Origin of the sequence: Cellvibrio sp. PSBB023 (genome assembly GCF_002007605.1) — a bacterium.
Lineage (GTDB): Bacteria > Pseudomonadota > Gammaproteobacteria > Pseudomonadales > Cellvibrionaceae > Cellvibrio.
In genome coordinates this window covers 3,951,241-3,973,785 of the sequence record NZ_CP019799.1, presented here as the reverse complement: position 1 = coordinate 3,973,785, position 22,545 = coordinate 3,951,241, and the positions used below count along the sequence as shown (strand labels likewise).

Sequence of the window (22,545 nt, the reverse complement as noted above, 5' to 3'; positions counted from 1 at the left end):
AAAATACCTCTGTACGGCTTCATTTACACCTGAATATCCGCTGAAAAAAATCCGCGCAGGAAATTGGCATTAATTATGCCTTGGTCAGTCTGTGTTCACAGTAAATATTCGTTGATCCCATTCCCACTGATTCTTTTATTGCGCGAGGTTAGCTCATGGACAACAACAATACGCCCGACTCTACCGATCAAACATTGCAATTAAATCGTCGCCGTTTATTAAAAACCGGATTAGGCGCTGTGGGTGGCGCAGCCGCGATGGGTTTATTGCCCAGCTTAAGTAGTATCGCTTATGCCGCGCCTGCCGCGCTGGAAACCACCAAAGCCAAATTGGGTTTTATTGCTCTCACTGATGCGGCGCCGCTGTTTGTCGCGCAAGAAAAAGGGTTTTTTGCCAAGTACGGCATGACTGGCGTGGAAGTATTAAAGCAATCGTCCTGGGGCACCACGCGCGATAACCTGGTATTAGGTTCGCAGAATAATGGTATTGATGGCGCGCATATTTTATCGCCCATGCCTTATTTAATTTCCACCGGCGCCATGACCGCGAACAACCAACCCGTGCCCATGTCCATTCTGGCACGTTTGAATTTAAGCGGTCAGTGCATTTCTGTCGGTAAAGAATATGCTGATTTAAAATTGGATGTGAATGCCAAAGGTTTTAAAGAAGCACTGGCCGCCAAAAAAGCATCGGGCAAAACCGTCAACGCGGCAGTGACATTTCCCGGCGGCACACACGATTTATGGATGCGCTATTGGCTGTCCGCCGCGGGCATTGACCCCAACAAAGATATTTCCACCATCGTGGTGCCACCGGCACAAATGGTGGCCAATATGAAAGTGGGCAATATGGATACCTTCTGCGTATGCGAGCCCTGGAATGAACAATTAATCAATCAAAAAATTGGTTACACCGCTTTAACTACCGGCGAGTTGTGGCACAACCATCCGGAAAAAGCCTTTGCCATGCGCAGCGATTGGATTGAAAAAAATCCCAATGCGACGCAAGCCTTGTTGATGGCGGTAATGGAAGCGCAGATGTATTGCGAGAAGCCGGAAAATCGCGAAGAAGTGGCAAAAATCTGTTCAGACCGCAAATGGATTGGCGCCCCCTTTAAAGATGTGGTTGAACGCATGAAAGGCAATTTTGATTACGGTACCGGCCGTGTGGTGGAAAACAGCCCGGAACAAATGCGCTATTGGAAAGATTTTGCCTCCTACCCTTTCAAGAGCCACGACGCCTGGTTTATTACCGAAGATATTCGCTGGGGTTATTTGCCCGCCAGCACTGACATTAACGCACTGGTGGATAAGGTAAACCGCGAAGAATTATGGCGCGCAGCGGCCGCCGCCATTAGCGTGCCCGCTGCCGAGATCCCAACCAGCACGTCGCGCGGCATTGAAAAATTCTTTGACGGAAAAGTATTTGACCCCGCGAATCCCAAAGCCTATCTCGATAGCCTCGCCATTAAAAAAATGGCGTAACTCGGAGCGACGATTATGTCTGAAGCAAGCATCACCAGCGGTATTACCGAAGACTCGCGCAGCTTGTCACTGCGCCTCAAAAATCTGGGCAATTACCTGACAGTGCGGGTTGTTCCCGCGCTGGTGGTGATTGGGATTCTGGTCGCGATTTGGCAAATTACCTGCTCGCGCCCCGATTCCAATTTGCCTTCCGCCACCACCGTGTTTGAAGAGACGCGCTATTTAATTGAGAACCCGTTTTATGACAACGGCGGCACTGACGTTGGTATGGGCTGGCAATTATTGGCAAGCCTCAAGCGTGTGGCCATCGGTTATACCCTGGCGGTGATTGCAGGCGTAGCACTGGGTATTTTAGTGGGGCAATCCGTATGGGCGATGCGCGGACTTGACCCGCTGTTTCAAGTCCTGCGTACGGTGCCGCCGCTGGCTTGGCTGCCGCTGTCGCTCGCCGGTTTTCAGGACAGCCAACCCTCTGCCCTGTTTGTGATTTTTATTACGTCGATTTGGCCCATCATCATTAACACCTCGGTGGGTGTACGCAATATTCCGGCGGACTATCGCAATGTGGCGCGCGTGGTGCGCTTAAATGGCTGGCAATATTTTTACAAAATTATGCTGCCGGCTGCTGCGCCTTATATTTTCTCCGGCTTGCGTATTGGTATTGGTTTGTCGTGGTTGGCCATTATCGCTGCCGAAATGTTGGTGGGCGGTGTGGGGATTGGTTTCTTTATTTGGGATGCCTGGAATTCATCGCGCATCAGCGACATTATTCTCGCGCTGATTTACGTTGGCTTGGTGGGTTATGCCCTGGATCGCTTGGTATCACTGGCCGGTTATTTTGTGACGCGCGGTACCGGGCAATAACTAGCGGCTGTAATGCATCGCATAAAAAATGCCGCACTCCTGTGAGCGCGGCATTCTTTTATGACACGACGAATCGATTACTCTGCTGCTGCGCTGGATTCAGCGGCCGATTTTGGTGTTTTAAATAATTTGTTTTGCAGCTTGTTAATTAACTCCTGTTTTTTCTCCTCGACTTGCTGCTTCACTTCCTGCTTTTTCTCTTCCACTTTTTGTTCAGCGGCTTCAATTTTAGCGCCGTGTTTTTCACGCAGTTTGTACTCGGCAAAATCCTTGGTTAAATCGCCCAGTGCGCTCTTGTCAAAACCGCAATCCTTGAGCGGGTCTATGGCACCAAACGACCCTTTGCAGCGCAACAGGGAGAGACCGCGATCCACCCAGTAATTGGTGGTGCCCAAACTGCACCCTTTGAGGGTGGCGGCATCGCTGGCGGAGGCAATTTTGATCGGCAATTTAAATTCGTAGCTGTCGCTCGCCAAATTAATTTTCCCGGTACTTGCCAGCAGTAATTGCGATACGCCCGCATTGAAACTGTTGAGTGTGATCACCTGATCGCGCCAGACAATATTGCCGTCCAACTGCCGCATTTCGGTGTAGGCATCCCAACTTACCTCGGTGCTATTTTGGGTAACCAGATTCACCAGTTTACAAAATTGTTCTTCAATATTGAGCGGCGCTAAACGCACTTGGGCGCCGGAGAAAGTGGCAGTGCTGTTCATGGACGCCATGAGTTGATTCACGCTGGCACCTTGTGCCGTGCCTTGGGTATTGGCCTGGATAGCGCCGGACAGCGCCAGCTTTTCATCCATTTCCATGTCTTTGAGCAGCGGTGCCAACTCAAACCCCTGCACCGCGCCATCAAAACTGAGGGCGGCCTTGTCACTGCGCGCATCGGTTTTACTGTTGAAGGCGATGGTGCCTTGGTAGGCCTTGGCGTTGAGTTTTTGGTTAACCACTCCGTTTTTGGCGTTGACCGTCAAGGCGATATTTTCCAGGGCCATTTGTTTGAGGGTCATGCGCTGCAAGGCAAATGCGGCGTTCAGGTTCAAGCCGCGAATAGCATCCAGTGGCAGGGGCGTATCTTCCTGTGCGGCGGCAGTAGCTGTTGCTTCGGTGTCGCTAGGCGGCGGCAAATAATCATCGACATTAATACTGTCGCCCTTGAGATCCAGGGTGATAGCGGTTGTTGCCAGATCGGTGATAGCCAGGCTGCCATCGAAACGGGTTTTATCCAGGGTGATGGCCAGATTCGATAATTGCACCCGCTGGTCATTGCCCTCAACAGCGGCTGACAGCGCGACGCGTTTCAGCGCATCGCTATTGGCGGTATCCAACTCGGTGCCGAGTGCCGCCAACAATGGACGCACATTGGTTTCTTTCAGCGCAAACTGACCTTTGTAGGCGGGTTTGTTTTGCACATCGCTGAGCGCCAGTTCGTAGGTCAAGGCCAAGGGCGCGGACTTGCCCACCGCTACTTGCAGGTCGCCCTCATTGAGGGTGATGTGGTTGAGCGAGCTGTCCACACTGAGGCGATTTTTCAACGCGAGGGTCAACAGCAGCGGCGCGGCGCCTGCTTGCTCCATTTCCACCGCCAGCGCGAGGGTCAGCGGGAAAGGTTCTGCACGGGTGTTTACCTCGGTCAGGTGCAGGTTGATATCGCGCAGCGCGAGCGTTTGCCCACTCTTGGCATCGCGATAACTCACCTGCGAATTGGTGAGGCTGATGTCCTGTATATCCAGGGTCAGGTTAGCGCTGGCCGGATCGGTGGATGCGGCTTCGGCGGGTGCGGGCGCCTTATCGGATTGGGTCAGCGCCTCCCAGTTACCTTTGCCGGCCTTATCCACGGCGAGGTGAATGCGTGCACCATCGACCAGCAGGTGATCCACTTGAAAGTCACCGGAAAACAGCGGCATGAGTTTCAGCAGCAGACTGGCGCGGGTCAATTCTGCCAGTGGCTGCTCGGGGGTGGCCAGCGCCGCCAAGCTGACATCATTGATATCCACCCCTATGCCGGGCCAGAGGCTCCAGCCCAAATCCCCCTTGATGGACAGGGCTATGCCTTGCTCCTTGGCGATATCTTCAATGTGCGGCTTGAACCGATTGACATCCACCAACAGCACCAGCGCAAGCAGGGCCAAGAGTGGCAGGGCAATCAGGGCGAGTAATAATTTTCCCACCGTCTTCATAGGGACTCCTTGTTGATCATCGTAAAAAATTGCGTGAATAAAATAGGGGGTATCAAGAAAGTTGACCCGTTGGTGCCAGCAGGGTTCCCCGCAATCGGTCTGCCAGCACCGGGAGCAAGCGGCATCAAGAGGGATCAGTCAGGCGCAGGCCACTGATATCGGGCGTAAGTGGTTTTACCTGTGGCTTGAGCTGGCCCAGGTCGCTGCCAGCGGGCGCCAAGCCAAAATCGACGGGCCCCACGACTACGGGCACCACAACCGGGCGCTCTTCCGGCTGCAGTAAATCGGCCCCCGCTTCGGCGATATCCCAATCCTCCAGCTCAATCTCCAACAGCGGCAATGGCAAGTGGTCGTCATCGCTCAGGCTTGCCCCTACCTCGGCCAGATCCAGATTAGGGATAACCACTTCCGCCACCGGCGCCGATGGCCTCTCGCTGCTGTCCAGCAGATTGCCGTCCTGGGCGCGCAAGCTCAGGCCGGTGACATCCACCACCACGGGCGCAACCGGTGCCGGGCGTTGGTCGGCGGGCAGTAAATCGGCGCCCGCCGGGGCTAGTGTCCAAGCGGCCGCACCAGCCGGTACAACGGGTGCAGAAGCCGCTGCCGGGGCGCGCACCGGTGCGACTCTGGGGGCACTGTTGGCAGGGCTGATATCACTGGCGCAGATCTCAACCTGAGCGCCGGCCTTGAGCAATACCTCGCGGTATTTATTGGCGGTAGCCTCATCCAGCTTGCGCTTCAGCGGTACCGGGCGACCGGTAAACAGGGCGTCGACCTTGGCCGCATCCACTTTGAACAATTGTTGCAGCCGGAGTTTGACCTCTGCCAATTGGTGGCCAAACACTATATCGCCGCGAAAAATGATATCGAATTCAGGCGTGCTCATCGCTGTATGACTCATCATAAGAAAACCAGATGAAGGGATAATAGCACTCCTGCCTTTGGCTGCGGGCATAGCGGCAGTAGCGGCCACTCCCTCGCCAAAAAAATAACAAGTGCGATAACCAGTGCACAGAATGTAACCAATTCGTCTTAATCCCGACTGGCGCCCTGCGCAGAGTGGAACCATACTCAACGCTTGAACAACCTCAGGGAGTTAAAACGCCATGCTGCCCTTTATTGATAAAAAACTGCAGGACAACCGCATCACCAGTGATAGCACCAGTCCGCACGGCAATGCGCGCATCAAGGTCGAACAAGATATTGCCTTTCTCACCGACCGCATCGCTGCCATGAAAAGCCAGCCGCGCCCTAATGCCATGCTGATTGAGCACTACCAATCCATGCTCAAAAGCCGTGAGTCGGTGTTGAAGTGGTTGATGGATGGGTGCGACGACGAAACCAGTTGCCTGCCCGATCAACGCAGCGCCGGCTAGCACCTACCCGACAGGCGCTCGGGGTTATGAGGGATCATCGCTCAGGTGATGATCCATATCCAGCGCAGGTGACTCCCCTTTGGGTCGACCAATCAGCTTGGCAGGCACACCCGCGACGGTAGTATGCGGCGCCACCGCTTCCAGCACCACACTGCCCGCACCGATTTTTGCCCCTTCGCCAATCTCGATATTACCCAGGATTTTTGCCCCTACACCGATCAGTACGCCGCGCCGGATTTTGGGGTGGCGATCAGTTTTGGCGCAGCCACTGCCGCCGAGGGTGACGCTGTGCAACATGGACACATCGTCTTCAATCACGGTGGTTTCACCAATCACTACACCGGTCGCGTGGTCAACCATAATGCCCTGACCAATGCGCGCACCGGGGTGGATATCCACATCAAAGGCTTCCGAGATTTGATTCTGGAAATACAGCGCCAGCGCGGTGCGCCCCTGCTGCCACAACCAGTGCGCAATGCGCCAGGATTGCAGGGCGTGATAGCCTTTGAAAAACAAAAACGGCATGGAAAATTTATTGCACGCCGGATCTCGTTCGCGGTGCGCGCGAATGTCGGCGCGCATCGCCTGTTCGATGCCTGCATCCATACGCATCGCTTCGGCAAACACATCGCGCAACATCATCGCGGGCAGCGCCTGACTGTCCAATTTATTGGCGAGATGAAAACTGATCGCCGCTGCAAAGGAGCCGTGATTTAAAATCGTGGCGTGATAAAAACTCGCCAGCACGGGCTCATCTTTACTCGCCTGTTTTGCCTCGGCGCGAATTTCCTGCCACACATCCACATCGGGCGAAAAAATCGCACCCGCCGATTGCATTACCATGCTTACGCCTGTTTAGAAATTAACGGAATTAACTCATCCATGGAAAAAAATACTTCGGCGCCCAAGCGGCGCATCTCGCCCAATAAACAATTGTCGCTGCCATCGTGATTGGGTGGGCAGTAGCCCAAGGGGCGCATACCCGCCGCCACTGCCGCTTGAATACCGGTGAGTGAATCCTCTACCACAATCGCTTCGCTAGCCGGCACCTTCAGTGTACTGGCCGCGTGTAAAAATAAATCCGGTGCCGGTTTGCCGCGCGTGACATCCTCAAAACTGAATACCCGCCCTTGCACATAAGGCATGATGCCGGTTTTGTTGAGGGTCATGCGCATTTTTTCATGCTTGCCGTTGGAGGCCACACAGAATGGAATCTGTTGTTCGCGCAAATAATCCAGCACCGCCATCACACCCGCTACGGGTTCGAGTTGCTGCTCGCACACCACCAGCGTTTGCAATTGCACCTGCCGCCAAAATTGCGCGCCGCGTTCAGCTTTTTCCTCGGAGGACAATTGTTGCCAATCCGCTGCCGATGACAATTCATCCGTGATCATGCGAATACAATCCGCCACGGATTTGCCGCGATAGGTTTCCAAAATATAGTCAAGGCTGCGCTCGACACCCACGGCTTTTAAACAATCCACCGACACTTGTGCCGAAATAATTTCGCTGTCTACCAACACACCATCACAATCAAAAATAACCAGCATGAATACCTCTAAAATGCCGTCTGAAAAAAATCAAAGCGCCGCATGACTATTGCGACGCACGCATCGCCGGATAGGGTGTTTTTAACAGTAACACCAAACCCAGGACTAAAAACACCAACAGCGCCGACATGCCGATGCGCGCTGAATCGGCGTAGAGCGTCAGGCTCGCCACCGCCATGGGCGCTAAAAACGCCGTCGCACGCCCCGACAGCGCATAGAGACCAAAATAGCGCCCAGCTTCATCTGCTCCCACGCTACGCGCCAGATAGGCACGCGACGATGCTTGCACCGGCCCAAAGGCAATACCGATTAACAGCCCAAACCCGATATAAACTTTTTCGGCGGCTGTCGCAAATAAGCCACCATTGTCTGCGGTGGATAATGAAACCCAACCAAACAGCGAATAACCCGGCCCGGTAGACACTATGCCAAGGGTTGCCACCACCAATAGCAGCAGGCTAATCAGCACCACACTCTTTGAACCGAGCTGCGCATCCAGGCGACCGGCGTAAGCACAACCCCCAATCGCCACAACCAACAGCAAAATGCCGTAAATACCCATTTCAATGGTCTGCCAGCCAAACATGCTCGCGGCAAAGGTGCCACCTAGGGCTAACAAGCCATTTACGCCATCCTGATACACCATGCGCGCCAACAAAAACCGCAACAGGGGTTTACGCTGCATGGCCTCCTTAACTGTGGACGTTAATTCACCCAGCGTGCCGCGAATGGCATGCACCAAGGAAACGCCGCGCTGTCCATCCGGGGTGAATAAAAACATCGGCACAATAAACAGCAAATACCAGAGCGCCGCATAGGGGCCGGTGATGCGTGCATCCTCGCCTTGGCGCGCATCCAACCCGAACAAGGGGTCTATGCCGAGCAGGGTTTTACCCGTGTCGGGATTGCCCGCCAGCAACAGCAGCACACTGAACAACACCACCAGCCCACCGGCATAACCCAGGCCCCAGGCGAGGTTGGACACACGACCAATCTCCTCAGTGGGAATCAGGCGCGGCATCATGGAATCGTTAAATAAAATTGAAAATTCAGCGGCGACCATCGCACAAATCACACACAGCATCGGCAACCACAACGCAGAACCGGGGGCGGCAAACCACAACAATACCAAGGCCAGAATTTTGATCAGGGCAAAAAAGGCGATCCAGTGTTTGCGCGCGCCGGTTGCATCCGCCACCGCGCCGAGGATGGGCGCAAACAGCGCAATAATGACGCCGGCGATGGTCACGGTATAACCCCAGGCGGCCTGCCCTTGCACGGCATCATCTGCCAGACGTGAGACAAAATAGGGGCCAAAAATAAACGTGATAACAACGGTAAAAAAGGGTTGTGCCGCCCAGTCAAATAACATCCAGGAGCGAATGGCACGTTTGGAAACTGGTGAATTAGCAGGTAAATCAGTCAACAGAATAGTCCCGTTAGCAGTTGGGTTGGCGGGTGGTGTGCGCATCGATACTCACGAACCGGGAATAGATATCGCCCAGGTTTTCCAGCACCGTATTTTTTAATTGCAAATCTGTCACCTGTAATTGCTCACGCAACAGCGTTTCAGAATAGTGCTGCGACAGCTCATCGGCGCGCGGCGCATAGCTTAAATGCCAAGGCTCGGGAGCGATACCACCGCGATCCTCCGCATAGGGACGAAAAAATTCGCAGCCCGGCGCCTGCAATTCATCATTTAACCAGCGATGGAATTCCGCAAAGGGGCCATCACCTTGTGTCTCTGCCACGGTCAATTGCAATTGATAATCCGGCGCCATGCGCGATGCATCGTACACATCGATATCCGTGCCCCAATGGTGGCGCGATGCACCGGGCAAGGCTGACCAGCGCAGAATCGCCATGACAACGGCATGTTCGCTCATCTGTGTCAGATCCAGCGGTACACCGTCACTGTCCAGCACCGGGCGCAGCCCCAGCGCCTTGTTATTCCAGATCAATCGCTGCCGCTCAAAACTGCGATAGCTGCTGGCAACACGCAACTCAAATCCAGCCGCTGCGGCTCGCTGCTGCAACGCAGATAACGGCGCTACCAATGCGCGATCGACACGGCATTGCAGCGCTGGCAACTCAACCAAGTTGCGCTCATCCAACCCCAGTAATAATTGTGTCATCGAACTTGGCATAAATAGAAACCCAACAATACCCAACGCATCAACTGCAGCTATTTTATCGATAAAAACACGCCACTGACCGCGTAAAACACGCAAAAACTTGCGCGCGTTTTTTTGATGCAGGCCAGATAAAAGCTATTGCGCCCGCGAATCAAGCCTGTAAGATAAGTCGCGCTATAAACGGAAAATTTGAACACAACACCCGACAACAATAAGGGAGAGTCGCACTGTATGACAGCCTGTCAGAGTGAGTTATTACAGTTAAAAAATCTGGGAATGGCTTCAGTAAATATCCTGCGTGCAATAGGGATTAATACCCACGCCGATCTCAAACGTCTGGGCGCCGTTGAAGCCTACCGCCGCATTCGCGCTCGCAACATCAACGTATCCAAAGTCATGCTCTATGCCCTTGAAGGCGCACTGATGGATATTCACTGGAACGATATCCCACCCGACTTAAAAGCCCGTTTAGTACAACAAGCCGAGCAACCCGACGACTTGATTTCAGCCACTGCCTGACAATAAAAACCACATCTGTTTGCAGATGTGGTTTTACGCGCAGTTTTTTCTCTGTCACAGGCTACACTAAAACTTTCTGTCGTTAGTGTTTTTTGTTGCCGGGGAACTTATGTATCTTTCAACCAAACAATCCGAATTAATGTCCGAGCTGGCCGCCAAGCTTAGCGCCCTGACCGAGCTTATCTGCGCGCCGGTAGCACCTGCCGAAGAGACGTTTCAGGTCGCCGCCAGCGACGATATTTTCGCCGATATTCCCCCGACCCGCTTGCTGCGCATTGTTGAAGGGCAAGTTGATTATTCGCTGCACGGCAAATTGGTCATGCACTTTGAAGCAGGCGACCTGCTTGGCCTGCCGCGCTCACTCAACCTGCCACAAGGGCAATTCAGCTGCAGCGGCCCGACAAGTCTGGTCGCCTACGAGCGCGATAGCCTGGTCGAATACGCCAGCCATGATTTGAAATACCAACGCAACTGGACTTACTTTTTGGTTTGCTCTATCAGCTACTTTGAGCAGGCACTCACCCAGGAACTGCGCGGTGAATTCCAGCCCGCCGCCGGTTTCCTGCACTTTCGCGCGGGCGAAACCATTATCCAACAAGGCGATACCGCAGACCGGGTCTATACCCTGCTGGAAGGTGCTGCCGATGCCGTGTGCGACGGTGTGACTGTAGGACAAATCCACCCCAATGAGATTTTTGGCGCACTGGCCGTTTTTACCCGCCAGCCGCGCATGGCGTCAGTGATAGCAAGGAGCGACTGCACCTTACTGGCCGTGCGCAAAGAGGAGTTTATCGCCCTGATTGAACACCAACCCCATATCTGCCTTGGGCTGATCGAGGAAATGGCCGCTAAAATCAACCAGCTCAATGGACAGTTGCTCCAGCTCAAATCCGGTGGCACCTAAGCCTTCAATCAGAGCGACCTGCAAGCCCGAATGTGATTTCAGACGCAACAAAATGAGAATATTTCTCAAAAAAGCTTGACCAATCAAATGAGAACCATTATCGTTAATTCGTTGCTGCGGATTTCTCCCCTCAGCAGCTGAGCGGAATTGATAATCGCCCTGCAAGTCGATTGTTAAAGCCTCTCACCCCTTGGGACTTTCTCTGCGCACCTTTCTGCGCAAGTCTCTTGGCTAACACGGTTGCTTGGGCCGCCCTGGTGGCGGCCATTTTTCTCCTGCTCGCGTGTATTTTTGCGATTCTTAACCTGACACGATTGAAATAATCCCCCTCTGTACACATATACTCCCGTGACGCTGCGTATAAACCAGCGCATTCATTACTTATGGGAGATCCTATCGTGTTACGTATTGGCCTGTTTCTGTTAACCAACCTCGCGGTTCTGGTCGTTGCTGGCATAGTTCTCAGCCTATTGGGTGTGGGTAGCTATCGTACAGCTGGCGGACTGGATTTACAGAACCTGCTGGTATTCTGTGCGGTCTTTGGCTTTGTTGGCTCGTTCATTTCACTGTTTATTTCCAAGTGGATGGCCAAGCGAACCATGGGCGTACAGCTGATCGATCAACCTCGCAATGCCGATGAACAGTGGCTGGTGGATACAGTGGTGGAACTGTCGCAAAAAGCTGGCATAAAAACCCCTGAAATCGGTGTGTTCCCCGCGCAGGAATCCAATGCCTTTGCCACCGGCTGGAACCGCAATGCGGCGTTGGTAGCGGTAAGCCTTGGCCTGCTGCAACGTTTTGAGCGCGATGAAGTGAAAGCGGTACTGGCGCACGAAATCGGCCATGTGGCCAATGGCGACATGATCACCCTGAGCCTGATCCAAGGCGTGGTGAACACTTTTGTGATGTTCTTTGCGCGCATCATCGGTGACTTTGTCGACCGCGTATTGCTCAAGAATGAAAATGGCCGTGGTTTCGGTTTTATGATCGCTACTTTGGTCGCAGAAATCGTACTGGGCATATTAGCGTCCATGATTGTGGCGGCCTTCTCGCGCTACCGCGAATTCCGCGCTGACCACGCCGGCGCGACGCTGGCAGATCGCGGCGCTATGATTCGCGCCCTGCAACGCTTGCAAGCCGAAAGCGGCGCCGGTGCAGAAAGCCAAATGCCAAGCAGCATGCGCGCCTTTGGTATCAGTGGTGGTATGCGCAGCCTGTTTGCCAGCCACCCACCGCTGGAAGCCCGTATCCAAGCCCTGCGTGACGCGGCCTGAGTAAGGGGATAACGGCATGACACTCTGGCGCTGGCTACTTGTTGTATTAATGAGTGGCGCCAGCGCCTTGAGCGCTGTCGCCAATGCTTTCTCTACCGACGATGAACGCAACAGTATGGAGGTATTCGACGCCGCTCGCCCGAGTGTCGTGTTTGTCACCAATCAACAGCTGGCGCGCAACCCTTATTCCTTCGATTTAGTCACAGTCCCACGCGGTTCAGGTACCGGTTTTGTGTGGGACGAGCGCGGCTACATAGTCACCAACTACCATGTGGTGGAGGGTGCACGCCAAATCACTATCACCCTGCAAGATCAAACCAATTGGCCTGCCGAGGTTGTCGGCTTGGCGCCCGAGCGGGATTTGGCCGTACTCCGCATCAAAGCCCCCGCACAACAGTTAAAAGCACTGCCTTTGGGTGACTCCTCAGACTTGCGCGTTGGTCGCAAAGTGCTGGCCATTGGCAATCCCTTTGGGTTGGATGCCACCTTGACCACCGGTGTGGTGAGTGCATTGGGGCGTGAAATTGAATCGCCCAACCAACGCAAAATTACCAATGTAATTCAAACCGATGCCGCCATTAATCCCGGCAATTCAGGCGGCCCGCTGCTGAGTTCCGAAGGCAAGCTGATTGGGGTGAATACCATGATTTACAGCCCCAGCGGCGCCAGCGCAGGCATTGGTTTTGCGATTCCGGTCAATACGGTGAAAGAAGTAGTGCCCGAGCTGATCAAACACGGCCGTATTGTCCGACCGGTTCTGGGGGTTGCCGTCGCCCCTGACCACTGGGCCCAGCAAATCGGGATCCAGGGGGTACCGATTCTGCGGGTAGAACCCAACTCCGCCGCCGCCAAAGCGGGGCTGCAAGGCGCCAAACGCAATAGTTGGGGACAAATCAGTTTGGGGGACGTCATAGTCGCGATTGAGGACTATCCCGTCACCAACGATGACCAGTTGCTCAGCGCGCTGGAACACTACAAACCAGGTGATCAGGTCACTGTCAGCGTAGCTCGCGATGGCAAGCTGCTCACCCATAAACTGCGCCTGACCGCGCCCCAGTAATTAACCCAGAGCTATTGTTGTGACATCACTGATTCCCCTGTGCTCGCTAGACGATATACCCGAAGGCGGTAGCAGGGGCTTTCAGCACCGCGAACTCAAGTTATTGATAGTGAAACATAAGGGTAAGGTAGTGGCGTACCGCAACACTTGCCCACATTTAGGGATTCCGCTGGAGTGGGTTGAGCACCAGTTTCTGGACAGCAGCGGCACCATGATCCAGTGCGCTAACCACGGCGCACTGTTTGTTATCGACTCTGGTAAATGCGTAGCGGGCCCTTGCGCAGGGCGCAAACTGGAAGCCGTGCCGTTCCGCATAGACGCGAATCAACTGTTGCTTATTGGCGACTGAATCTCACGATTACCTTCACCTTATTGTTCAGATCTGCGTATTAGCCCGCGCGACTCATCGGAGCCTGCGCCAATCAACCGATCAATCTCACAGGAGAGAATGCTCATGCAAAACTTTACATTTTCCAACCCGACCAAAATTGTTTTTGGCGAAGGCCAAATCAAAGAAATTGCCAACTTGATTCCCGCCAATGCACGTATTCTGGTGACCTATGGCGGCGGCTCCATCAAAAAGAACGGTGTCTATGAGCAAGTGGTAAAAGCGCTGGAAGGCAAGACCTGGTTTGAATTCAGCGGCATCGAACCCAACCCGCATTATGAAACCCTGATGCAAGCGGTGGCGCTGGTTAAACAAGAGAAGATTGATTTTCTGCTGCCAGTGGGTGGCGGAAGCGTGATTGATGGCACCAAACTGATTGCAGCGGCGGTGAATTTTGATGGCGAGCCTTGGGATATCCTGGCCAAACACGCGCCGTTCACCAGTGCCCTGCCAATTGGCTGCATATTGACCCTGCCCGCCACCGGCACCGAAAGCAATGGCAATTCCGTGATCACCAAAGCGGCAACCCAGGAGAAGCTCTCATTCGGCAGCCCTCTGGTTTATCCGCAATTTGCGATTCTTGACCCCACCACCACCTACAGCCTCCCGCCGCGCCAAATCGCCAATGGTGCGGTGGATGCCTTTGTACACATCATGGAGCAATACCTGACTTACCCTGTGGGCGCCAAGGTGCAGGACCGTTTTGCGGAAGGCTTGTTAATGACACTGATCGAGGAAGGCCCACGTTCACTCGCTGAACCCACCAATTACGCGGTGCGCGCCAATGTCATGTGGGCAGCGACTATGGCGCTCAATGGGTTGATCGGCGTAGGCGTACCGCAAGACTGGGCCACCCATATGATTGGTCACGAACTCACTGCTATGCACGGTCTGGATCACGCCCAAACCCTGGCTGTGGTTCTGCCCGCCCTGATGCAGCATCAACGCGCCCATAAACGGGAAAAGCTGCTGCAATACGGCCGCCGGGTATGGAACCTGAACCAGAGCGATGAAGAGGCATTAATCGATGCCGCTATCGCCGCGACGCGCGGTTTCTTTGAACAAATGGGCACCCCCACTAGCCTCAGCGGTTATGGTGTAGGGCGTGAATCCATCCCCAAACTGGTGGATATGCTGGTCAAACACAACCTGCTGGCGCTGGGTGAACATGGCGCTATCACTCCCGAAGCCTCCCGTGAAATTCTGGAGTTGGCGGCATAAAGACTAACTAGCCCCCCCCATTAAAAAACCCCGTACAAGATGCTTGTGCGGGGTTTTTTAATGGGCTCTCACTGGGGCTTGTAGCACCAGCCCACTACCGGTGCAGGATTTTATTCACAATGGAGGTCGTGGAGCAGTTTTCCACGAACCCCAACACACGTACATCGCCACCGTGCGCCCTGACCAGCGAGGCACCAACCACCTGGTCTTCGCGATAGTCGCCGCCCTTCACCAGCACATCAGGCTTAACGCGGCGCAACAATCGCTCGGGGGTATCTTCCTCAAAGGGAACGACCCAATCGACAGCTTCCAGACCAGCCAATACAGCCATGCGGCGATCAAGCGGGTTGATCGGGCGCCCGGTGCCTTTTAGCTTACGGATAGAGGCGTCCGAGTTAACCGCGACAATCAGACGGTCCCCCTGTTTGCGAGCCTCTTCCAAATAACCAACATGGCCGGCGTGAATAATATCGAAGCAGCCGTTGGTAAAGACCACTCGCTCACCCGCTGCGCGGGCATCTTCTATCGCCAGAAGCAATTGTTCTTCGGTCACGACACCGCTTTGCGCGCCCTGATCGGCAATAATAGCGCGGCGTAATTCGGCGGCACTGACAATCGCTGTCCCCAATTTACCCACCACTATGCCCGCTGCAATATTCGCTAATGCCGTCGCTTCTGGCAGTGGTTGCCCGGAGGCCAATGCCGCCGCCAGGGTGGCGATAACCGTATCGCCCGCGCCAGTCACATCAAATACTTCACGGCCGCGCGCCGGTAAATGTAATTCGGGTTGACCGGGACGCAAGAGGCTCAAGCCATGCTCGCCACGCGTCACCAGCAATGCCTGCAACTCAAGACCAGCCATCAGTGTTTCACCACAGGCGACAATGGCCTCTTCACTGGCGCAGGCTCCTACAATCGCCTCAAACTCATGGAAATTAGGGGTGATAACATCCGCTCCCCGATAGCGGGTAAAGTCATCACCTTTAGGGTCAACTAACACCGGCACACCGGCGTTATGTGCCAGTTGGATCAATGCCTGACAGTTGTGCAAACTGCCTTTGGCGTAATCGGACAGTACCAGCACATCCACATCTGCAATTAGCTGGCTGACTTTGGCGATAAAGTCGCTGCTATCTTCCGGGGCGTATTTGTCTTCAAAATCCATCCGCAATAATTGCTGGTGATGGCTGATCACACGCAGCTTGGTAACCGTGGGTTTGGTCGCGGAAATTTGGAGATCTGTCCGAACCTTGGCCGCCGTGAGGCTGCGCTGCAGAATCTGCCCTGCTTCATCATCGCCAATCACTCCCACCAGCGACACCCGACACCCGAGCGCACTCATGTTCAAGGCAACGTTAGCCGCACCACCGGGGCGATCTTCTGTTTGATTGACATTGACCACCGGCACAGGTGCTTCCGGAGAAATACGGGTGCTCATGCCATGCCAATAGCGATCCAGCATTACATCGCCCACCACCAATACACGTGCATTCTCAAAATGGGGCATTGTTATATGCATAGTCGTTCCTACCGAGATAATTTCCATTAAAAAACCACATCCAGTCATTCACCTTTTTGTACTCATTGACACGCCTTGTCAATGAGCGTCGTCCTGTTCACTAAACGCTTTGGCGTGCAACCGCGCGTAGTGGCCTTGCTGCGCCAACAGCTCGGCATGGGTTCCTTGCTCCACAATTTCACCCTGTTCCATCACGATAATCCGATCCGCTTTTTCAATCGTCGACAAGCGATGGGCAATCACAAACGTCGTTCGCCCCTTCATTACGCGCTCCAGAGCCGCTTGAATATAGTGCTCCGATTCATTGTCCAGTGCTGAGGTCGCTTCATCCAGAATCAGAATCGGTGCATCTTTCAACAGCGCACGAGCAATTGCCAAACGCTGGCGCTGACCGCCGGACAAGCGTGCACCGGACTCGCCAATCATAGTGTCAAAGCCATCTGGCAGCGCGTCGATAAATTCAGTGGCGTAAGCGGCCTCGGCAGCGGCACGAATGCTGTCCATATCGCGCGACTGCAAACTGCCGTAGGCAATATTGCCTGCGATGGTATCGTTAAACAGCGTGACATGCTGATTGACCAGTGCAATATGGCTGCGCAAATTATCGAGGCGATAATCGCCGACCAGAACGCCATCGATGAGAATCTCACCGTCACTGGCGTCATGAAAACGATTGAGCAAACTCACCAGTGTGGATTTACCACTGCCCGACTTACCCACCAGTGCAACAACCTCGCCAGCGCGCACAGACAAGTTCACATCATGCAACGCAGGCCGCTCTTGGTTGGCATAACTAAAGGTCAGGTTATTAAAATGTACATCCCCCTTAACACGCGCGACTTCATAAGTACCGGTGTCTTTTTCGGGAGGGGTATCCAGCAGTTTAAAGACGCTGTCGGCGGCGGCCACGCCCTTAATAATCATGGGCGCCACTTCACCCAATTGACGAATCGGATTAACAATCAACCCAACAGCGGTGATGTAACCAATGAATGCTGCGGTGCTATCCATTTGCATAAAACTTAAGGCCGCATAAATCAACAAGCTCATAGCGACCGCAATCAACACATGCATCACTGGTGCATTGGCCGCGCTGGTCACAATAATTTTCATGTTCTGCAAATAATTCTTTTTACTCGCCTGGACAAAACGATCCTGCTCATAAGCCTCACCACCAAAGGTGCGCATCACTTGATAGCCATTGATCATCTCACTCGATACCTGGGTAATGTCACCCACCGAGTCTTGCACCTTGCTACTCAGGCGACGCAATCGCCTTGCCACTTTAGTCACCAACAACCCCATGATCGGCGCCACTGATAGAAACAACAATGTCAATTTCCAATCGAGATAAAACAAATAACCCAATAAACCAATCGCGGTCGCGCCTTCGCGAATCCCTTTTTTAAGCGCATCGGTAGCCGCCACAGTGACGCCGTTAATGTTGTAGGTAATCAGTGAAATCATATGGCCACTGGGGCGCTCATCAAACGCACTGACCGGAAGGCGTGTCATATGGTTAAACACCTGCACACGCAGGTCATTCACAACGTTGAAGGCCACCTTCGCCATGAAATAACCACCGATAAACATCCCCAGACCGCGCATCAACGTCGCGCCCACAATCAACAGAGGCACAAACCAGCGCGCCGTAGGATCTTCCGATTCAATCGCCACGACCAACTGTTCCATCACTTTTGAGTACATCACATTCGCTCCCGCATAAATGATGTAACCCACCACACTCACACCGAATAGAAACACATAGGGTTTGAGATAGCGCAGCAGGCGCTGGTAGATCTGCCAGGCGGAAGCTTCACCTGCTGCGGGTATTTTGTGGGGTTCAGTCGACATAAATTATCCAATCAATATTAATGTGCCACGGCGGGAGCAAGGGTCACTGACTCTGGCTCGCGCTGGTATCCGTTCATCAAGAGCGCAGCCAGCAAGGCCGCAGGCACCCAGTAGAGAAACCACTTGGCATCAATAGACAGTTGGCGCATGACCAAAGTCACGCCAATAGATTTTTAATGCCCGACTCTGGATCTGCTTAAGCAACAAAGGCTTTTGCTCCAGAATTTCACGCATCGGGCAATCAAAATACACCATCAAAAAGCGCAATATATCGCGACGACTAAAACCGAGATTCAATGTGGAATAATAAAGCGCAGCCAAGTCTTTGATTTGCCAGCGCAGCGGCACTCGCACACGGCACTGGGCTCGGTGTAAATCGATTAAATAAATATCCGGTTGATTACCCATCCCCAGTGAAGCAGGTTTGAGCATAAAATGGCAAAGATAAAAGTCGCGATGATTAATCCCTGCTCCATGAAGCTCACGTGCCATCACGGCAAGCCGGTGAAGGATAAGCCTCCGGGTATTAATCGCGACTGAATGCTGTTCAAAGTAGTGATCCAGTTGCACAACACCGTCAAGTTCACGAGTGACTATGAAGGACTGTTGGCTCGCAGGACTTGAGCCTCTCCACCCATAGGCTACCGCCATCAAACTGGGGATAGCCAGCGCCCGCAATTTGGTGAGCGCCTCCCACTCATTTTTTGCACCCAATATTGGCAGGCGGAAACAGATCAGGTTTTTGATAACCTCGCGCCAACCAACACCGCGATGCCATTTTCGATAATAACCCTGCCCATTCAATTCAAAGCGCAACGTTTGTCGATCAGGCATTTCACGCGCAATAGGGCCCGAAAGTGACTCAACCAACGCAAACACATCCTTGTGTTGCCAAGCCTCAATCATCTCATCACACAATACCCATTCACTTGCCGCTGCCGATTGCACCAAGGGTGTTGGCCCGGGTGCATACGCTATACGCTCTATTTCATTCACAGCGCAATCAGGGCGCGAAAAAATATCACTCTCACAGGCAAAACGCTCCGCCTTGGACTGCCAATCATGAGGGTCAACTGCTAACAGCTTTTCCATTTGTACCGCTACTGTTTGCGCATCGTCCGGCGCTAACAGCAGTTCACCCATTGCATGATCAACAGCATAATGGGCATAACCACATACAGGTGTGACCAGAACGGGAATAGCGGAGAGCATAGCCTCCAGAATGACATTACCAGTCACTTCTTTATAGGCAGGGTGCAGGAGCAAATCGCCAGCGGCATAAATATCTGCCATATCGCGACGCCCGCCTAAAAATTTCACAGCATCACTCAAACCAAGCGACTTCACCAGAGCCCGAAAAGGACGCGGGTCTCCATTGCCAACCACAACCAGAAGCGCACGCGGATTATTTTTGCGAAACACAGCAAAACTACGTAGGCTACGATCCAGCCCCTTGGTTTTAAAGCCCGACCCAACACAAAGAATTAAGTGATCGTTATCGGCAAGCGATAGCTCCTTGCGAATTTTTTGTCGTGCAGAAACGCGGCTCACACACGAGCCTATTAGCTGACGATCGACACCAGGAGGCAAGAGTGTCTGCCGTACATCAAGTGTTGCATAATACTTGGCAAATACGGGGCGCTCTGCGGCGGACACCTCCAGAATATGTGTGTTGCTGAGATGTGAATAAACAGCAGTTTCATAATGCAAATAAAGCTTGGCACGCGGCGTTAAACGATAGAGTAAGCCACGCTCTTCATAGGCTTTTTTAGCGAAACAGGAGTCGCCACAATAATACACATCGAGCCCAGGCATTTTGTTAAAGCCAACTAACAAATCAAATTGCGAAGCTACGAACTGTTTTTGAAAAGCATTAACAAACTTTTTAACACCTGCAATATTAAAAAGACCGTGTGCTTTTATTTCGACAACATCGATACCGGGAGCTTTATCCCCCTGCCATTCACCACAAAAAATGGTGACCTGATGTCCGCGCGCTTGTGCTGCTTGCGCAATCGCCAACATATCGCGCTGCAATCCACCAAACGGAAAATAGCGAAAAATCACCAAGGCTAACTTCATTAATAAATTCCGTTTACCGGCTGATGTGAACAGGCTCGGCGAGCAATTTGTCGAGCGCCACCAATACCTGATGCGGCATTAAGTCGCGCAGACACTTGTGATGCACTTTTGGACACTCGCGTTCAAAACACGGTGAACATTCAATCTGAGTGCTGATGATGCTAACGCTAGCCGACAGCGGCGGCGTGTGTTCGGGCGAGGTGGAGCCGTAAATCACTGCTAATGGTTTTTGCAGGGCAGCGGCGATATGCATCAACCCCGAATCATTACTCAACACCGCATCTGCGCAGGCAATCAATTCAATAGCCTCACCCAGGGATGTACTGCCCGCCAGGTTGAAACAGTGGTGACGCTCTTCATCAAGCAACAGATTACGAATTGCGTCGGTGACTTCGTTGTCCTTTGCCGACCCCATGAGCCACACCTGCCAACCGGCGCGAATTTTTTTATCGGCCACTTCTGCAAAATAATGTTCCGGCCAACGTTTGGCAGGGCCATATTCCGCGCCTGGACAAATTATCAATAAGGGGCGATCCAGCTGCAACGCAAATTTTGTTAACAATTGTGGGCGCTGGTGTTGATTCACTTGCAGCGAGGGAAATGGAAACGTCTGCAGCGGCTCAGTCCCTTTAGGCAGGGCGAGAGCGGCATAGCGCTGAACCATGAGCGGGTAGCGTTTTTTATCCAGTACGCGCACATCGTTTAATAGGCCATAGCGATATTCACCACGCCAGCCGGTACGTAGAGGTATGCGGGCAAAAAAAGGAATAAACGCGGACTTCAGTGAATTGGGCAACACTATCGCCTGCTCATAACCACTCGCCGCCAACGATTTACCCAGCGCACGCCGCGCGCCCAAACCCAACTTGCCGTGCCCCAGGGGCATATCGATAACCTGATTTACTTCTGGCATACAGGCGATTAATTGTCGCGTCCAGCTGGAGGCGAGCACATCAATTTGCACCTGTGGATTACGCATTTTCAGCAATTTGAACAGGGTCTGCGCCATCATCATATCGCCGATCCATGCAGGGCCAATTACCAAAATTTTTTGGATGGTTTTCAGCTCGACAGGAAATTCCATTTCATTCATAGGCGACACAAGAGGCATAGGCATTTGGGCAGGTGCGGAGAGGGAAAACAATAACGGAGCCATTTGGCTCCGTTATTGTGGCGGTTATTTTGCAACCGGCGCCAACCAGTTGGTGTGCTCAGGCAATTCGCCGCGCACGGACTTGAAATACAAGTCTTGCAAACGGGTGGTGATGGGACCGCGGCGACCTTCACCAATAATACGGCCATCCAATTCGCGGATCGGCAATACCTCTGCCGCAGTACCGGTAAAGAAAGCTTCATCGGCAATGTACACTTCATCGCGGGTGATGCGCTTTTCTTTGATGGTGTAGCCGCAATCGGCGGCCAATTGGAAAATAGTATTGCGGGTGATGCCATCAAGGCAGGAGGTCAGCTCCGGCGTATAGATAATGCCGTCGCGCACCAGGAAAAAGTTCTCGCCGCTACCTTCTGCCACATAACCTTCTGCATCAAGCAACAACGCTTCTTCACAACCACTGTCCAGCGCTTCTTGCAACGCCAGAAGTGAGTTGATGTAGTGACCGTTGGCCTTCGCTTTACACATGGAAATATTCACGTGATGGCGTGTGTAGCTGGAGGTGCGAATGCGGATACCTTGATCGCGCGCTTCTGGTGACATGTAAGACGGCCAGTGCCAAGCGGCAACCATCACATGCACTTTCAAATTGTCAGCGCGCAGGCCCATGCCTTCAGAACCGTAAAATGCCATGGGGCGCAGGTAAGCTTCGGCAAGGTTGTTTTCACGGACAACTTGTTTGTGCGCATCATTCACCACATCTTTGGTGAATGGCATTTTCATACGCATGATGTGCGCGGAGCGGAACAGGCGATCCGTGTGTTCTTGCAGACGGAAAATACTGGTGCCCATGCTTGCACTGTTGTAAGCCCGCACACCTTCAAATACGCCCATGCCGTAGTGCAAAGTGTGGGTTAAAACGTGAACCTTGGCATCGCGCCAGGGAATGAGTTCACCATCGAGCCATATAACGCCGTCGCGATCGGCAAAAGACATAGCAACTCCAAATTCTGTGTTAAAA

General features: G+C 53.2%; 21 protein-coding genes. 9 read left to right on the top strand and 12 right to left on the bottom strand.

Features of this window, described 5'->3' with window-relative positions:
- Nucleotides 1-155 precede the first annotated feature (155 nt).
- Together B0D95_RS17040 and ntrB are read left to right on the top strand one after the other, a co-directional pair.
- The gene (locus tag B0D95_RS17040) at nucleotides 156-1,484 is read left to right on the top strand and encodes a CmpA/NrtA family ABC transporter substrate-binding protein (protein WP_078045021.1); all 1,329 of its coding nucleotides are present in this window, start codon (nucleotides 156-158) and stop codon (nucleotides 1,482-1,484) included.
- 15 nt (nucleotides 1,485-1,499) lie between these two features.
- Nucleotides 1,500-2,348, top strand: a complete 849-nt coding sequence (ntrB, locus tag B0D95_RS17035; RefSeq protein ID WP_078045020.1) for a nitrate ABC transporter permease — start codon at nucleotides 1,500-1,502, stop codon at nucleotides 2,346-2,348.
- A gap of 77 nt (nucleotides 2,349-2,425) precedes the next feature.
- On the opposite strand, the gene B0D95_RS17030 is transcribed toward ntrB, so the two are convergent.
- The gene (locus tag B0D95_RS17030; RefSeq protein ID WP_078045019.1) at nucleotides 2,426-4,531 is read right to left on the bottom strand and encodes an AsmA family protein; all 2,106 of its coding nucleotides are present in this window, start codon (nucleotides 4,529-4,531) and stop codon (nucleotides 2,426-2,428) included.
- A gap of 124 nt (nucleotides 4,532-4,655) precedes the next feature.
- Nucleotides 4,656-5,600, bottom strand: coding sequence for a hypothetical protein (locus tag B0D95_RS17025; RefSeq protein ID WP_246841638.1), 945 nt, complete (start codon nucleotides 5,598-5,600; stop codon nucleotides 4,656-4,658).
- Between the two features lie 37 nt (nucleotides 5,601-5,637).
- On the opposite strand from B0D95_RS17025, the gene B0D95_RS17020 reads away from it, so the two are divergent.
- The gene (locus B0D95_RS17020) at nucleotides 5,638-5,907 is read left to right on the top strand and encodes a hypothetical protein (protein ID WP_078045018.1); all 270 of its coding nucleotides are present in this window, start codon (nucleotides 5,638-5,640) and stop codon (nucleotides 5,905-5,907) included.
- Nucleotides 5,908-5,931: 24 nt separating this feature from the next.
- Here B0D95_RS17020 and cysE read toward each other — a convergent pair whose 3' ends face one another.
- The 4 genes from cysE to B0D95_RS17000 are packed head-to-tail and all read right to left on the bottom strand — an operon-like array spanning nucleotide 5,932 to nucleotide 9,604.
- Nucleotides 5,932-6,750 carry a serine O-acetyltransferase gene (gene cysE, locus B0D95_RS17015; RefSeq protein WP_078045017.1) on the bottom strand — a complete coding sequence of 273 codons (819 nt, stop codon included), beginning with the start codon at nucleotides 6,748-6,750 and terminating at the stop codon, nucleotides 5,932-5,934.
- Between the two features lie 2 nt (nucleotides 6,751-6,752).
- Nucleotides 6,753-7,457 (bottom strand): HAD family phosphatase, encoded by a 705-nt coding sequence (locus B0D95_RS17010; RefSeq protein WP_078045016.1) that lies wholly within the window; start codon nucleotides 7,455-7,457, stop codon nucleotides 6,753-6,755.
- Nucleotides 7,458-7,503: 46 nt separating this feature from the next.
- Nucleotides 7,504-8,928, bottom strand: coding sequence for an MFS transporter (locus B0D95_RS17005; protein ID WP_246841637.1), 1,425 nt, complete (start codon nucleotides 8,926-8,928; stop codon nucleotides 7,504-7,506).
- Nucleotides 8,897-9,604 carry a M15 family metallopeptidase gene (locus B0D95_RS17000; RefSeq protein WP_078045806.1) on the bottom strand — a complete coding sequence of 236 codons (708 nt, stop codon included), beginning with the start codon at nucleotides 9,602-9,604 and terminating at the stop codon, nucleotides 8,897-8,899. Before B0D95_RS17000 ends, B0D95_RS17005 begins: the two co-directional genes overlap by 32 nt.
- 219 nt (nucleotides 9,605-9,823) lie before the next feature.
- Here B0D95_RS17000 and B0D95_RS16995 point away from each other — a divergent pair, with 219 nt between their 5' ends.
- The 6 genes from B0D95_RS16995 to B0D95_RS16970 all read left to right on the top strand — a co-directional run bounded on the left by B0D95_RS16995 (nucleotide 9,824) and on the right by B0D95_RS16970 (nucleotide 14,958).
- The gene (locus tag B0D95_RS16995; protein ID WP_078045015.1) at nucleotides 9,824-10,111 is read left to right on the top strand and encodes a TfoX/Sxy family protein; all 288 of its coding nucleotides are present in this window, start codon (nucleotides 9,824-9,826) and stop codon (nucleotides 10,109-10,111) included.
- A 109-nt stretch (nucleotides 10,112-10,220) separates the two neighbouring features.
- Nucleotides 10,221-11,015 (top strand): Crp/Fnr family transcriptional regulator, encoded by a 795-nt coding sequence (locus tag B0D95_RS16990; RefSeq protein WP_078045014.1) that lies wholly within the window; start codon nucleotides 10,221-10,223, stop codon nucleotides 11,013-11,015.
- Between the two features lie 398 nt (nucleotides 11,016-11,413).
- Nucleotides 11,414-12,289 (top strand): protease HtpX, encoded by an 876-nt coding sequence (gene htpX, locus B0D95_RS16985; protein ID WP_078045013.1) that lies wholly within the window; start codon nucleotides 11,414-11,416, stop codon nucleotides 12,287-12,289.
- A 16-nt stretch (nucleotides 12,290-12,305) separates the two neighbouring features.
- The gene (locus tag B0D95_RS16980; RefSeq protein ID WP_078045012.1) at nucleotides 12,306-13,349 is read left to right on the top strand and encodes a S1C family serine protease; all 1,044 of its coding nucleotides are present in this window, start codon (nucleotides 12,306-12,308) and stop codon (nucleotides 13,347-13,349) included.
- Nucleotides 13,350-13,368: 19 nt separating this feature from the next.
- Nucleotides 13,369-13,698: a Rieske (2Fe-2S) protein gene (locus tag B0D95_RS16975; RefSeq protein WP_078045011.1), complete on the top strand. Its 330-nt coding sequence runs from the start codon at nucleotides 13,369-13,371 to the stop codon at nucleotides 13,696-13,698.
- Nucleotides 13,699-13,803: 105 nt separating this feature from the next.
- On the top strand, nucleotides 13,804-14,958 hold the full coding sequence (locus B0D95_RS16970) for an iron-containing alcohol dehydrogenase (protein ID WP_078045010.1): 1,155 nt from the start codon (nucleotides 13,804-13,806) through the stop codon (nucleotides 14,956-14,958).
- A gap of 94 nt (nucleotides 14,959-15,052) precedes the next feature.
- On the opposite strand, the gene hldE is transcribed toward B0D95_RS16970, so the two are convergent.
- The 6 genes from hldE to B0D95_RS16945 all read right to left on the bottom strand — a co-directional run bounded on the left by hldE (nucleotide 15,053) and on the right by B0D95_RS16945 (nucleotide 22,520).
- Nucleotides 15,053-16,477: a bifunctional D-glycero-beta-D-manno-heptose-7-phosphate kinase/D-glycero-beta-D-manno-heptose 1-phosphate adenylyltransferase HldE gene (hldE, locus tag B0D95_RS16965; RefSeq protein ID WP_078045009.1), complete on the bottom strand. Its 1,425-nt coding sequence runs from the start codon at nucleotides 16,475-16,477 to the stop codon at nucleotides 15,053-15,055.
- Between the two features lie 78 nt (nucleotides 16,478-16,555).
- Nucleotides 16,556-18,331: a lipid A export permease/ATP-binding protein MsbA gene (msbA, locus tag B0D95_RS16960; protein WP_078045008.1), complete on the bottom strand. Its 1,776-nt coding sequence runs from the start codon at nucleotides 18,329-18,331 to the stop codon at nucleotides 16,556-16,558.
- 17 nt (nucleotides 18,332-18,348) lie between these two features.
- Complete coding sequence (locus B0D95_RS21020; protein WP_256386837.1) at nucleotides 18,349-18,480, bottom strand: hypothetical protein; 132 nt, start codon at nucleotides 18,478-18,480, stop codon at nucleotides 18,349-18,351.
- A complete protein-coding gene (gene rfaP / locus B0D95_RS16955; RefSeq protein WP_078045007.1) occupies nucleotides 18,461-20,413 on the bottom strand; it encodes a lipopolysaccharide core heptose(I) kinase RfaP in 1,953 nt (650 codons plus the stop codon). The genes B0D95_RS21020 and rfaP overlap by 20 nt, the downstream gene beginning before the upstream one ends.
- Nucleotides 20,414-20,426: 13 nt before the next feature.
- Entirely contained in the window at nucleotides 20,427-21,569 is a 1,143-nt protein-coding gene (gene waaF, locus B0D95_RS16950; protein WP_244904608.1) for a lipopolysaccharide heptosyltransferase II, read from the bottom strand.
- A 21-nt stretch (nucleotides 21,570-21,590) separates the two neighbouring features.
- Entirely contained in the window at nucleotides 21,591-22,520 is a 930-nt protein-coding gene (locus tag B0D95_RS16945; protein ID WP_078045006.1) for a branched-chain amino acid transaminase, read from the bottom strand.
- Nucleotides 22,521-22,545 lie beyond the last annotated feature (25 nt).